This window comes from Pelatocladus sp. (assembly GCF_059505505.1).
Map to the genome: position 1 here is coordinate 1 of NZ_JCACKS010000055.1, position 13,685 is coordinate 13,685.

Here is a 13,685-nt window from a genome sequence, read left to right on the forward strand (position 1 = left end):
ACAAGGTAATGTCTCTGTTTTCTTTTCCTCAAATCCTACTAGCTAGGCAGTTACATCTATCCTTTATTATAAGTGGCAATAAGTAAACACTTCCTATTTGTTGGGAGTATGGTGAGGAGAAGTGATCGCAATTGTAGTGGTTATTCAGTTTGCGATCGCCTATGGTAAATTTAAGGCGCGATCGCTCTCCAGAGTAACGAATTCCCATCATATTTCGTCATTAATTATCATCCAAAGTTCGCGACTTGATCTCAAGAAAAAAATACCCCTATCGGGGCATATTATTTCATGGTAATTATGACTATTGCACAGCAATTGAACGTATCAAAATACTCATCACTTCCCCTGAATTGGGACTAGGTAATAAAGGACTCCAATCCCTGATGTCTGCATAACCTAGTTGATGCAAAACGCGAATTGTAGCAGTCACCGCTTTACTGGAGCCAATCAGCATATGCTTGATTTTCTCGCGCTCCGGTGTCAGGTCGGAAGTCGCTTGAGCCTTGGAAATAGTTAAAGCTTGTTCATTAACATCAGCCATAAAGTTTCGATGTTTTGATTTCATAGGGCATTTCACCTTGCTTGATTGCGTTATATCTATGTCAATTTCCAATTGAGTGACCAATGACTCATTACATACAAATTCTTCAAGTTGCGGCATAATTTTTACCTGACTTTCTAAGTAGGGTTTTGATTTGGAAAGAAATCCTCTACAAAATTGCCTTGTTTTCTCCCCGTGAGGGGCTTCACTAACCGGAAATACTCTGTCTCCAGCGATGATTGTGTCCTAAAATATAGTCGGAATGAACCATCTGCGTATTGTTTGAGGTCTTTTTCATCAAAGGTAATTTCTCGACGTTGTAACCATTTAGTGACACTTGCATGAAACTCAGCCAGAAATAACGCCGGAAAATAAATTCTTCCTACCTTCACCCCAGTTTTTGGATGAGTGAATATCTGAAATTGCGGTTCTACCAATACTTCCGCCATATATATCTGTAATGCATTGGTTTTCAATTCTTTCAGCGTAAGGTTCACAACTTTAAGAAGGCAGACAAAGCAGCTGTTCTGCCTTCACATGCTTAAACAGCTGTTGAGTTGATATATTTCGAGAAATTTGAAACTTTCCAGTTTAAACCATGAACGCGATCGCCTATATTTGGTTTAGACGATGCTCCATCGCACAACAGACAGTTTTCACATTGAATTCTGTCGTCTTCTGTATTACGACAAAGAATTTCGTTAGACATCAAAGGAGTATTAGGAGCGATAATTCTAAAAGTTCTCCAACCCCTAAGTTGAGCTTCTTTTGCTTCAGTTTCGCTTTGCACCGAAGCCATTAAATATTGTTGCCAACGAGGATCGCAACTTCGCCATTGATGGGTATATCCAGTGTATTTTTGAGATGCCAAAATCATCGGCTCCCACACTTCAATTGGTATTGCTGTCGGATCTCCGTAAGAGCCTATTCTCATCGGATAGTGATATCGTTTCAAAACTTCTATTTCGTTGGCGCTAAATTTTGGATAACTTCCAGTTGCATACTTGCGATAAATATTGTTGATACCTAACAAGTTTACGTAGCAGCTACCCAAATTACTCAACTTTAAAGGGCAGTTACCACAAATGCCTATGTCTAAACCATTTTTTGCAGCATCTGTGGGGACAAATTCTTGTTGCAAAATCCAAGACTGAATTAATCGTCCAGTTTTACGATTGGATGTAGGCAAAACAAATCCTGTCAAAATCAGGACTATTGGTGAACCATTAATCAAAGATGCTCCTTCCCAAACGATGTAGCTGTTCTGTAACATAGTGATAACAGAGATGTTTGAGATTCAATGAACTGAATTTTTTTAGTTAATGAAGCGTTAATCAAATTTGTGACAGTAAAAAGGGGATAAGATATGATCTACCCCCTGTTTTTGACTTTAGGATTTAAATTCTCATTAGATGGTGAAAGGCTTCAATTAATCAAAATTGAATCCTCACGTCATCTAACTCAAATTTTCAGAATTCATTAGCATTCACTCTCTTCACTTATTTGAGGCAGAAGATTAGTATTTATACGTTCGGCATATTCTTGTCTACGTTGCCAAGATATTTGATTTTGCACTATCAAATCATCAAGGGTTTTACCTAACTTACGGTTTGCGTATTCAAGCAATTGTTCTAGAGAATATCGCTTTTCTTCAACTTTACCAAAATCATTTGCAAACTGCTCCTTAAATTCATTCCAATCAAAAACTTCTTTAAGGTGTCGCTTGGCAATCAGTCCGCAAAGAGAGCGGATAGAATAGTAGACTTTTGAGTATACACGCTCCGAGTAGTCATTAACAGCATAATCACCTAAGATTGAATCATCAATTGGTTGAAAAGCAGGAGTGGAAGATTTACGTGATGCCATACAAAATGCTCCAAATATTTCATTAGTAACAGGGCGTTAGCCCACATATTGGCTGTTATTTACGTATGGGAGTGATAAGTTTACCACCAAGCCGAATCATCGCAGTCAGAGATAAAGTCTTTGTTCTCGCAGTGTTGCTGGTAATCAATCTCTAGTTGTTGCAAGTCTGCATCCATTACTAGTTTTTGTAGTTCCAGCATTATTTCTTTTAAATGCTTTTCTTCACTTACACCTGCGTAATAAACCTTGATAAATTTGTCAGCTTTGCCCATGAATATTTCGAGATTGGTAACAAATGCCTGTTCTAAATCTATCGCTTGAATCATTATTGTTAATCCCTGAAAACTTGGATTATTTACGAAATCAGTACTCAGTTGGTAACATCAGAACTTTGCTAATTAGATAAACTTTAATGCTATTTATTGGGAAGTCAGTGTACTCAATTTCCTGTCGTAGTACTTCCTTACCTGTATCCCATTCACAAATCAAAGTGCCTGATTTTTCCTTAACTGACAAAAGCCAAATCTGAAAATTTTGCAGCTTGGTATTAGATAAAAATCTCTTAGTTTGATGCGAGGCTATGCTATCTATTAGCCAATAGGCTTCGGCAGCATCAGCGAGGTATTTAACCCCTTCTGTAAACCCGATACCTAACCAATGTTGGTAGATAATACCCGAACCAATAAATTGCTTGAGAGCAGCAGTTATTTGCTCAGGATTTTCCATGAATTTTTGCTCCTAATTACCTTTATTCACCTCTGAGGCGTAAGCCGAAAAAAATAACTTTTGGCGAAGGAAGTCTCACCAAAAGTAGAGCGGTTTTTATTTATTGCAAATAGGAGATTGATCGTACTCAACAAAGAGAATAAATATTAGCTTAATCGACAATAAACTTAGTAATAAAAAACACACTCAATAAACTCACAACTGTACTGATGATAAACGTGATGGTGTAACCCGTCTGTTGGGCAAGAATTCCACTGAGAATCGTGGCAGCAATTCCACCTAAAAACATAACTGAAACTTGAATAGTATAATCAGTAGCAGCAGTTGCGCGATCGCTCTTATCCATCATGGCACTAAGCAAGGCTGTATAGGCCATACTTTGAGTTCCACTGACTAGAATACACACCGCATACAGCACAGGTAAACTGGCAATGCCCATTGCTGGTACGATATACAAAAGTGCAGTAAAAGCTGCTATCAGTCCAAACAAAATTAAAGAACGCCTGCGTCCCAAGCGTGTAATCATCACTCCAGCAACCAAGGCTAAGACAATGCGGGCGCTGTAGCTAACTACACCCAATAACCAGCCAATGTCTGATAAAGACAAACCCCTATCTACCAAAAGCGGACGAATCATGGTAGTTGTCATACTTTCACCCGCCATATACAGTAGAACGACGAAAAGCCACGGTAGCATTTTCGGGCGAGAGAAAAAGCGAACAAATGTTTGGAAATAAGATTTGTTAACTTTTGAGTTGGCGATCGCTTGTTCTTTATGAAGCAAAGTTGGTATTAAATTGAGCAGCATGAAAACCGACATTGCAATTAGACTATATCGCCATCCCACTTTTTCTAACAGAATCAGCGCCCCACCACCACCAATAATCGCCCCAAAAAAATTTCCCCCAGCTTGAATTGCATTACCTAATCCTCGTTCTTGAGGTTCGAGCAAATTTACCGCTAATGCATCAGTAGCAATATCTTGGCTAGCAGAGAACAAACACGCCAAAAACATGCAAATGAGCAAGCCAATTAAATTATTTTGAATATCAATAAAAGCACTGAAAAATATAATTGCTATTAACAACAATTGAAAACAAATAATCCAACCGCGATAATGTCCTAAATTCCCTATACGGTAACGGTCAATTAAGGGCGACCAAAGAAACTTTAACCCAGAAGGAAGAATTAAAAAACCCAGAAATCCAATTACCTCAAGCGACATATTTTGTTGTCGCATAAAAACAGGTAATGCCTGAAGAAAAAATGTAAGCGTTCAGGTCACACTTGGCAGTTGATGGCTTGGTAGTGGCTCTGATAGTTTAAACCCCAAATTCAGCAACATAGATATTATCCATGTTCCCAAGCCATTGGTGATTAGCGATCGCCTGATTGAGAAGTATGACCTTTTTGATGAGCGTATACACACGTTTAAGCTACTTTGTCAATGCGTAAGTCCTAAAGAATATTTGTTGAGCATCGAATTCGTTCTGTAAAAATATTTCGAGTTGCCCAAGAAAGATTTCGGCTAATTCCTAAAAAATATGAACAAGTAATTTTGACAATTTGTGGGTTAGTAAGATTCCGAATTGGAGCGCTAGTGTTACAAATATAAATACATCCTATTTCATTAGGATAAAATAAACGCATATAACTATTTTTTTTGCTTTTTATTATCAGTAAATCTCTCAAAACCTCATTTGAACGTATGGACTAGCTAGTTCGCAATGCTTGCATTTGCGCTTTGTAAGCTAGTCACACACAACCTTTGATAGTTTTCGGAGATGTCTATTGATAACCTATATTGGGAGAGCGTTTCCCTCTTTGCCTTAGTAGTTCATTTGTTCGCGTTGAAAGGGCTGGGGCGTAACGCTCATCAATCCTTGGACTAAGCCAAAATATACTTTGATAGGGCGGGACATTTTATTTTCTGGAGATCCCTTATGAGTAATACCAGTTGGGGCAGGCTTCCCGCCGCCTTTGGTGAAGTATAAAATTTAGTTTACTCTTGTTGCACTCCTGTTGCACGGCACTGACTCAAGGTGAATTAAGGATTGAACCAAATCCTCCTCCACCAGGAGTTTCTATCACAAAAATATCTCCAGATAGCATCAAGACTGTTGCTGTGCTGTCTAAATTCTCTTGTGTTCCATTTTGACGCTGTATCCAGTTGCGTCCGACTTGTCCAGCTTCCCCACCATTTAATCCAAAGGGAGGGATACGGCGATGACCAGAAAGAATATTAGCTGTCATTGGTTCAAGAAACTTGATGCGGCGAATCACACCGTTACCACCAGAATATTTTCCTTTACCACCGCTATCGGGACGCAGACAAAAACTTTCTACTTGCACAGGATAACGAGTTTCTAAAATTTCTGGGTCGGTCAAACGAGAGTTAGTCATGTGGGTTTGGACTGCATCAGTACCATCAAAGTTCGCCCCTGCGCCAGAACCACCGCAGATGGTTTCATAATATTGATAACGCTCATTCCCGAAAGTAAAATTATTCATCGTTCCCGCAGATGCAGCCATGACACCCAAAGCACCATATAAAGCATCAACAATAATTTGGGAAGTTTCCACATTACCTGCAACTACTGCAGCCGGATAAATAGGGTTCAACATACAACCTTCCGGAATAATAATTTCTAAAGGTTTTAGACACCCAGCATTCAAGGGAATATTATCATCAACTAAAGTGCGGAAGACATATAAAACTGCTGCTTGAGTGACGGCTTTAGGAGCATTAAAGTTACTATGCAATTGTGCAGATGTACCAGTAAAATCGATTGTTGCACGGCGATGTTTTTGATTGATTGTTACTTTAACTTGGATTTTGTCCCCACTATCCATTTCATAAACAAATGAACCACTTTTGAGAACATCAATTGCTCTTTTGACAGATTCTTCCGCATTATCTTGGACAAATTTCATATATGCTTGGACTGTTTCGAGCCCATATTGAGCAACCATTTTATGCAGTTCTTGAACTCCCCTTTCATTGGCAGCAATTTGTGCTTGAAAATCAGCTAGATTTTGATCAGGATTACGAGCAGGATAGGGATGATTTGCTAATAAATTTCTTAGTTGTGTTTCCTGAAAATTTCCTTGTTCAACTAAGAGAAAATTATCAAAGAGAATTCCTTCTTCTTCTACCGTAGTACTGTGGGGAGGCATAGAACCAGGAGTAATACCGCCAATATCAGCTTGATGTCCGCGAGAAGCAACGTAGAAGAGGGGAGTGGGAAGCAGGGAGGAGGAAGGGGTTTCTAAAAATACGGGGGTAATGGCTGTGACATCTGGGAGATGTGTTCCGCCATTATAGGGATTGTTGGATAAATAGACATTTCCTGGTTTGATGGTGTCGCCTTGACCATTAATTAAGCTGCGAACGCTTTCACTCATTGAGCCTAAATGTACTGGAATATGAGGGGCATTAGCAACTAATAATCCAGAAGCATCGAAAATAGCACAGGAGAAATCTAATCTTTCTTTAATATTTACTGATGCTGCGGTATTTTGCAGAATAATTCCCATTTGTTCAGCGATAAATTGATAGAGATTTTTGAAGATTTCTAAACGGACAGGATCGCTTTGAGTAGTTGTGTACATTTCTAATTCCTAATTCCTAATTTTTGATGTTGCCTGATTAGGTAGAGTATGCAAGTTTCTAAAGAGTCAGAGATTCATCCTGTAAATCACTAACAAACATATGCCCAGGAGAATGAGTAATTGCTAACTCAGATTTTGTGGACAAAATCGCAATTTGAGTAGTGACTCCGCAAGCCCAAAAAACTGGAATTTCACCATCATTAATTGTGACAGCATCACCATAATCAGGTTTTTCTAAGTTATAAATTCCGATTGTCTCTGGACTACCAATATGTATAGGAGAACCATGTGCTTTGTAATATCGACTGGTTACTTCGACAGCCCGAACAACTTGATTTGCTGGTAGAGGACGCATGGAAACTACTAAAGAACTAGAAAATGTCTGAGTAGAAATACATTCAATATTTGTCTTATACATTGGTACATTTTTCTCTTCTTCTATATGTCTTACTGATAACCCAGATTTGAGCATGGCATTTTCAAAGGAAAAGGAACAGCCAATTAAAAAAGCTACTAAATCGCAATCACACCAATTGCTTTCAAAATCTGGAATATGCCTAAAGTAGTAGCGATTAAAACAACGCCGATGCCTAAGATATTTGCGCTCGCGCGATTACGGAAATTGCCTAATAAATCAGCTTGGTTAATAACTATCAGCAAAAATGTTGCGACGACAGGTAATAAAAGACCATTGGCGGCTTGAGCAAAGAGAATAGACTCTAACGGACTTTTTCCAGTAATAGCCAGCACGGTGCCAATCACTAGTACCAAAATCCATATTGTCCGAAATCGGCTGTTATGGAAATTTGCCCTCCAGCCCAACGCGCCGCAAATAGCATAAGCTGTTGCTAAGGGTGCAGTAATAGTACTAGATAAACCAGCCGCAAAAAGTCCGATTCCAAAACAATACTGTGCCGCAGAACCTAACAGGGGTTCTAGTTGCTGTGCCATTGTCCGAGCGTTACTAATTGTCATGCCTTGAGTGGCAAAAGCAGCGGCTGATGTGGTGGCGATCGCTAGTGTAATCAGTCCACCCAAAGAAATAGAAATGATGGTATCAAATCGTGATTGTGCAACAGCTACTTCGGTTGGGACTGTCTCTGGCCACTTTTGTTGCACGGAACTTGAATGCAGAAACAAATTATAAGGCACAATCGTCGTCCCAATGAGGGCAATGACTGTCAGCAGTGAACCAACCGGTAGGCTGGGAAATACCATTCCTTTGAGTAATGCACCTATATCCGGATGGGCAACAATCGCTGTCAACAGAAACATAACGCCCATCAAACTGACAGTTACAATCAATACTTTTTCAATCAGATTGTAAGCCCCAAAAGCCAGCAACAGGAAAGCTAATACACCAATTATTGCTGCCCAAATCTGAAAAGAGATATCACCAAGTGTTTCTAAACCAATGGCTGCACCTGTGATATTACCAGTCTCAAACGCTGTATTACCAAAGAGAATAGCTGCAATCACTAGGATAATTGCCAAAAGTCGCAAAATAGGGCTTTCAGTTGCTCTTAAGGCTTCTCCAAGTCCTTGTCTTGTCACCAAACCCAAGCGTCCTGACATTTCTTGTAATATGATGGTTGCGATTGTGGAAAAGACAATTGCCCACAACAGCGCAAAACCATAGTTTGCTCCGGCAATACTAGCAGCAGTTACTGTCCCAGGACCAATAAAGGCAGCACTAACTATTAACCCCGGCCCTAAATTATTGAGTCGTTTCAACATCATATTTCTGTTTATGGATGTCGTAAAATTAAATGATTACTTTTAGTTAATCTTGCTTGCCAATTAGGTTCAACCACAATCGTGCTGATTTTTTCGATGATGATAGCAGGGCCATTAATGTTATCTTCTGGTTGTAAATCTTCCCGACGATAAACTGGCGTATCGTGCCATTTATCAGCAGTAAACATCTTGACTATTTCAACAGGTTGAAGAACTGATTTTCCAGCGCGGGAACGATGAATTAATGGTTCTTCAGGAGTATCCATTTTCTGAATGACTTCCACTGAAATAGATTCCACAATTAAAGATTTTTCTGGCTGAATAAAACCATAGCGAGATTTATGTGCTTCAAGAAATGCCATTTGCATCACTGTCACATCGGCATCAAAATCTATGCTGAAAGTAAAATTAGTTCCCTCATATTTCAAATTCAGTTTTTGAATGATTTCTGTCTCTACACTACTTTTATCTGGACTTATTTCACTTTGAGCTTGGGTTTCTAAAGTTTTTATTAACTGCATTAACTGAGGAATTAAGTCTTGATCTAAAGGCTTTTCTACTCCTCCAACTCTAGTCATTCTTACATCAGCCAATCCCATTCCATAGGCTGAAAGAACTCCAGCATAAGGATGCAAAAATATCTGTTTCATCCCTAAACTATCAGCAATTAAACAAGCAACTTGTCCACCGGCACCACCAAAACAACAAAGTACATATTTGGTGACATCATAACCTCGTTGCAGGCTGATTTTTTTAATAGCATTAGCCATATTTTCAACAGCAATAGCAATAAATCCTGCTGCTACTTGTTCAGGGGTACGATAATTTCCTGTAGCATTTGTAATTTCTATTGCTAATTGCTGAAATTTCTCTAAGACAATATTTTTATCTAACGGTAAATTGCCATCACTTCCAAACACAGACGGGAAATATTGAGGATGTATCTTACCTAACAGCACATTTACATCTGTTACTGTTAAAGGGCCACCCCGTCGATAACAAGCAGGGCCGGGATTTGAACCAGCCGATTTTGGCCCAACACGGTAGCTTGAACCATTAAACATCAAAATTGAACCGCCACCAGCTGCAATCGTGTTAATTGATAATACGGGAACTCGCATTCGCGCCCCAGCAATTTCCGAATCTAATTGGCGTTCATACTCTCCTTGAAAATGGGCAACATCTGTACTTGTTCCTCCCATATCAAAGGTAATGACTAAATCAAAACCTGCCCTTTTGCTAGTTTGTACTGCACCAACAATCCCGCCAGCTAGACCACTTAAAATACTATCTTTTCCTTGAAATTGTGCAGCATCAGTTAAGCCTCCATCAGACTTCATAAACATTAATCTGACATGAGGTAACTGACTTGCTACTTGATTAACATAGCGGCGTAAAATTGGAGTTAAATAAGCATCTACAACAGTTGTATCTCCTCGACTCACTAATTTCATTAATGGACTAACTTGGTGAGATACGGAAATTTGTGTAAAGCCAATTTCTTGAGCAATTGCGGCTACTTGTTGCTCATGTTTGGGATAGCGATCGCTGTGCATAAACACAATAGCACAACTACGAATTCCTGTCTGATAAACTGCTTGTAAATCTTGTTTTATTTGTGCAATCTTCACAGATTTTAATTCGTTACCATGAGCATCATAGCGTTCGTCTACTTCAATGACTTGTTCATAAAGCATCGTTGATAAAATGATGTGACGGGCAAAGATATCAGGACGGTTTTGGTAGCCAATTCGCAATGCATCTTTAAACCCTTTCGTAATAATCAGAACTACTCTATCTCCTTGCCTTTCTAAAAGTGCATTAGTGGCGACTGTTGTCCCCATTTTCACTACTTCTATGACTGTATTGGGAATGAGTTCATTGCTTGAAAGACTCATAATATCCCTAATGCCTTGGATAACTGCATCTTGATATTGTTCAGGATTTTCGGAAAGTAATTTATATACTATTACCCATTCTTTGTTAGCAAGAGGAACAATCAAAAAACGTTCTGTATGCCTTGAAAGCCTGTCTATAATTGCCTGATTATTCGTTACAGCAATAATATCTGTGAATGTACCACCACGATCTGCAAATACTTTTAACATTTTTTAATTTCCTCAAGTGCATGGAATTAGAGTAACAATAGGATTAGGAGTATTTCTACTTCATGTGTGGAATATTTTAACGACAGGTGTGGATAATTAATACACAACTGCCTATAAAGATATAAAATTTTCAGCCTTTTATATAAAATATAAATCCCTTACTTGTAGCAGCTTTTTTAGCTACAATTGCTATTAGTTTTTCAGCATATTTTCCATTGCCACTTTTGTTGTGTTGCATCCCATTTGATGGCTACTATTTCTGTGGGAGGATTGAGGCGATCGCCACTTGGATCAAATTGAATCAGCCCCGTAACTCCCTTTACCTGTTTTCTCCTTTTTTTGAAATATTGATCCATATGTGTGAGTAAATCTTTGCTAGATTGGCTGCGGTATTCTTCTAAGACTTTTAAGATTATTAACACGGAATCAAAAGCTGTTGCACTGCGCCATGTTAAATTTTCTATTCTCCATAACTTAGCGCCTATTTTACAAAAAGTCTCTGGTATAGAATTAGAACTCTCACACCCGTTTTCTTGACTCTGCCAATGCCAAGGAATACAAGCTATAATTTGACGGTTATTTTGATTTGTAGTATTGCACGGGGTTTGCTCATGAATCCAATGTAAAAAATTATCATGATAAAAAGTTGCCGAGCCAACTATTAAACAGTTGTTGATATTTAATCGGCTAATTAACCCAGCATTCTCAAGGGAATTCGGTTCAATTCCTCCATCGGGAATTATGATGATAATATCAACATCATCTTTTTTAAGATATTCTATATATTGTTGGACTCTGTAATAGTTTTCACTAATATAATTACATTCTTTTAGAAAAACAAACTTATCTTGATGTTGTTCTAGATATTGTCTAATACTGTTTCTGTAGGAAATACTGTAACTACTATTTTGGTTATAGATAAGAGCTACTTTTTTGGGAGGTTGATTGGAAAATTTTTCTATTAAATAATTAGCCATTTTTTTAGCATTAATAGCATCTGGTGTAGTCAATCTAAAAAAAGATAAACTTTTATCTATAGATAATTGGGAAAGTTCATTTGATGTACTACTAGAATTGACTAAAATTAACCCTTTCTGCTTATAAAAACGCAGTGCATTTTTGGTCATTTCGCTTGAATAATGACCAATGATCGCAATCAGATTCAATTGTGGTGCTAACTCAGCCAATTTTTCTGCTGTTTGGTTCAATGGGTCGTATAAGTTATTAGGATCATTAACAACAAGAATTTGCAACGCTATTTGACTACAACTACATATTGAAGGCAAGTAGGTATTAGGCGTGATCTCATCTAAATTTATCTCTGTGCCTAAAGAAATTTGGTCAAAGCTTTGCAGATTAACTTGTAATTGTATTTGAGAAATTCCTCTCAAAATTTCAGCAGCAACGTGTCCTTGGTTATGAAAGAATGGAGTAACTACAGCTAAAGTATAAATTTTAATACCTTTTTCTTGTAAAAAAGATTTTTTATATTCAATTAAGCAGTTATTGATGTAGATTAATACTTCCGGATTACCAATTCCATAATTATTAAGTTCTTGATTCCAAGCTTCTAAAAAACACTGAAATGCTTGATAGTAAAGCCCTTGTTGATAAAAATTTGTTCCTTGAATCTGATATTGAACAATTTCTTGGTTAGCTGGATAAAGAAAAATTTGTCTCCCAAAACTTCCTTGAAAGTTATCACTATTTAATTGAGGTGGAGGATTTAACCTATAACTGTTATGTGGATTGAGTAAAAAATTAAGAATGCTCACCCAATTGCCAGCTATTTCCTCTTGCTCTACGCCCATTATATGAGCTATTTTTGGATAGATAATTTTACTTAATCGATCTGCAATATTCTGTCCAGGTAAGTTTACTATATTAGATATTTGTTGCCGAGATAATCCCAGTAAAAAATTACAAATAATTATTTTATCTAGTTGAATGAGCTTCCTTGTATTAGGAATATCATCTAAATCTTGTAATAAAAGTTCAATATTTATAGCTAGATTTTCTATGACTTGCCGACAATTTTCACACATATTATTTCAGATGTTATCGTCTTTTGCCAAAATGATACTCTGATTTTCATTTCAGGTTGTTCTATTGGTGTGAAAATAATTTCTACGGATGTCGCTGGTAATTTAAGGTAGATCTTTGTTGATCAAAAAAGTCAAACCTGAAGCGTACATCGCTTTGACGAGTAATACCGGTTATGGTGATGCTTTTTTGGAAAAGCCTAAAAAAGCGAGCGTACAAAGCTGTTCAAGTTGGCGACAAAAGGAAAGCTAGGTCATTACAAAAGCTTATTTTAAAATCCACCTCGGCTAGATTACTGGCAATTCGGCAAGTAACACAGTTAAATGCCGGAAAAAGGACTGCGGGTATTGATGGCAAAGTGTTCCTCAATTTTGAAGAACGCTTCGCACTTGAAGAACTTCTCAAGTTCAATGTCAATAATTGGCATCATAACAAATTAAGGGAAATCCCAATCCCCAAAAAGGACGGAAAAACCCGAATCCTAAAAGTCCCGACGGTGTGTCCATATTGCACCTCAATTGCAGAAAGTTTAGGGATGTTTTGTTTGACCGAGCGTATCTCCTAATGTTAGAGCTTTTTTTAGCCAAAGCTAAAAGAGCGATCGTAAAAATAACGAAGAGGTTGTGTTGTTGGTCTGAGTATGCTACCAGTGAGCGACTAGTAGTATGAAGATGTAAACGGCGAAAGTGTTGCTGTGTTTTTGTCACTGGAAGGATAACTTGGCAGAAAAGGACACTATATGCTTCCAATCGTCTATCGGACAAATTATGGTTCCAACAAAACAATTTTAGAAATCAAAAAAATAATTCATGCACAAGATTATTGTGCATTTAAACGTGTTTTGAAGCATTTTCCAAAACTACTCTAGATGATAATTTCCAGAAATCTTCAATAGTATGTTTTATATATAGCGTTTCCTATGCTAATGAAGTATAGCTAGACTTCATAGATAAATCATTTCAACTTTGAGAATGTACCTCATCTGAGCGAGAACCGCTATAGCTCATAGATTTATGTATTCGTTTTTGGGAAATTTGATGGTTTGATAATTC

General features: G+C 37.8%; 12 protein-coding genes and 3 pseudogenes. 3 read left to right on the forward strand and 12 right to left on the reverse strand.

Translation table 11 applies throughout. The features are described from left to right. Nucleotides 1–121 precede the first annotated feature (121 nt). A complete protein-coding gene (locus tag AC5JMK_RS05650) occupies nucleotides 122–295 on the forward strand; it encodes a hypothetical protein (protein ID WP_495909604.1) in 174 nt (57 codons plus the stop codon). Between the two features lie 6 nt (nucleotides 296–301). On the opposite strand, the gene AC5JMK_RS05655 is transcribed toward AC5JMK_RS05650, so the two are convergent. From AC5JMK_RS05655 to AC5JMK_RS05685, 7 genes and pseudogenes are all read right to left on the reverse strand, one after another. Further along, the gene (locus AC5JMK_RS05655; protein ID WP_495909605.1) at nucleotides 302–565 is read right to left on the reverse strand and encodes a hypothetical protein; all 264 of its coding nucleotides are present in this window, start codon (nucleotides 563–565) and stop codon (nucleotides 302–304) included. A 113-nt stretch (nucleotides 566–678) separates the two neighbouring features. Continuing rightward, complete coding sequence (locus AC5JMK_RS05660) at nucleotides 679–1,038, reverse strand: hypothetical protein (protein WP_495909606.1); 360 nt, start codon at nucleotides 1,036–1,038, stop codon at nucleotides 679–681. 44 nt (nucleotides 1,039–1,082) lie between these two features. After that, entirely contained in the window at nucleotides 1,083–1,814 is a 732-nt protein-coding gene (locus AC5JMK_RS05665) for a hypothetical protein (protein ID WP_495909607.1), read from the reverse strand. 206 nt (nucleotides 1,815–2,020) lie between these two features. Further along, on the reverse strand, nucleotides 2,021–2,407 hold the full coding sequence (locus AC5JMK_RS05670; protein ID WP_495909608.1) for a hypothetical protein: 387 nt from the start codon (nucleotides 2,405–2,407) through the stop codon (nucleotides 2,021–2,023). Nucleotides 2,408–2,487: 80 nt separating this feature from the next. After that, on the reverse strand, nucleotides 2,488–2,733 hold the full coding sequence (locus AC5JMK_RS05675; RefSeq protein WP_495909609.1) for a Pb-reticulocyte-binding protein: 246 nt from the start codon (nucleotides 2,731–2,733) through the stop codon (nucleotides 2,488–2,490). A 37-nt stretch (nucleotides 2,734–2,770) separates the two neighbouring features. After that, nucleotides 2,771–3,133: a DUF6876 family protein gene (locus AC5JMK_RS05680; protein WP_495909610.1), complete on the reverse strand. Its 363-nt coding sequence runs from the start codon at nucleotides 3,131–3,133 to the stop codon at nucleotides 2,771–2,773. A 151-nt stretch (nucleotides 3,134–3,284) separates the two neighbouring features. Continuing rightward, nucleotides 3,285–4,403: pseudogene (locus AC5JMK_RS05685) on the reverse strand (MFS transporter); the annotation flags it as partial. A gap of 192 nt (nucleotides 4,404–4,595) precedes the next feature. Between AC5JMK_RS05685 and AC5JMK_RS05690 the strand changes: the two are divergent. After that, a pseudogene (locus AC5JMK_RS05690) lies at nucleotides 4,596–4,748 on the forward strand (IS5/IS1182 family transposase); the annotation flags it as partial. Between the two features lie 422 nt (nucleotides 4,749–5,170). Here AC5JMK_RS05690 and AC5JMK_RS05695 read toward each other — a convergent pair. The 5 genes from AC5JMK_RS05695 to AC5JMK_RS05715 form a co-directional block, all read right to left on the reverse strand. Further along, nucleotides 5,171–6,745, reverse strand: a complete 1,575-nt coding sequence (locus AC5JMK_RS05695; protein ID WP_495909611.1) for a hydantoinase B/oxoprolinase family protein — start codon at nucleotides 6,743–6,745, stop codon at nucleotides 5,171–5,173. Between the two features lie 58 nt (nucleotides 6,746–6,803). Further along, the gene (locus AC5JMK_RS05700) at nucleotides 6,804–7,298 is read right to left on the reverse strand and encodes a D-glutamate cyclase family protein (RefSeq protein ID WP_495909615.1); all 495 of its coding nucleotides are present in this window, start codon (nucleotides 7,296–7,298) and stop codon (nucleotides 6,804–6,806) included. Further along, a complete protein-coding gene (locus tag AC5JMK_RS05705) occupies nucleotides 7,259–8,485 on the reverse strand; it encodes an Nramp family divalent metal transporter (RefSeq protein ID WP_495909612.1) in 1,227 nt (408 codons plus the stop codon). The genes AC5JMK_RS05700 and AC5JMK_RS05705 overlap by 40 nt, the downstream gene beginning before the upstream one ends. Nucleotides 8,486–8,493: 8 nt before the next feature. Next, nucleotides 8,494–10,590 (reverse strand): hydantoinase/oxoprolinase family protein, encoded by a 2,097-nt coding sequence (locus AC5JMK_RS05710; protein WP_495909613.1) that lies wholly within the window; start codon nucleotides 10,588–10,590, stop codon nucleotides 8,494–8,496. A gap of 200 nt (nucleotides 10,591–10,790) precedes the next feature. After that, complete coding sequence (locus AC5JMK_RS05715) at nucleotides 10,791–12,635, reverse strand: ABC transporter substrate-binding protein (RefSeq protein ID WP_495909614.1); 1,845 nt, start codon at nucleotides 12,633–12,635, stop codon at nucleotides 10,791–10,793. 173 nt (nucleotides 12,636–12,808) lie between these two features. On the opposite strand from AC5JMK_RS05715, the pseudogene AC5JMK_RS05720 reads away from it, so the two are divergent. Continuing rightward, nucleotides 12,809–13,132: pseudogene (locus AC5JMK_RS05720) on the forward strand (reverse transcriptase N-terminal domain-containing protein); the annotation flags it as partial. Nucleotides 13,133–13,685: the final 553 nt, after the last annotated feature.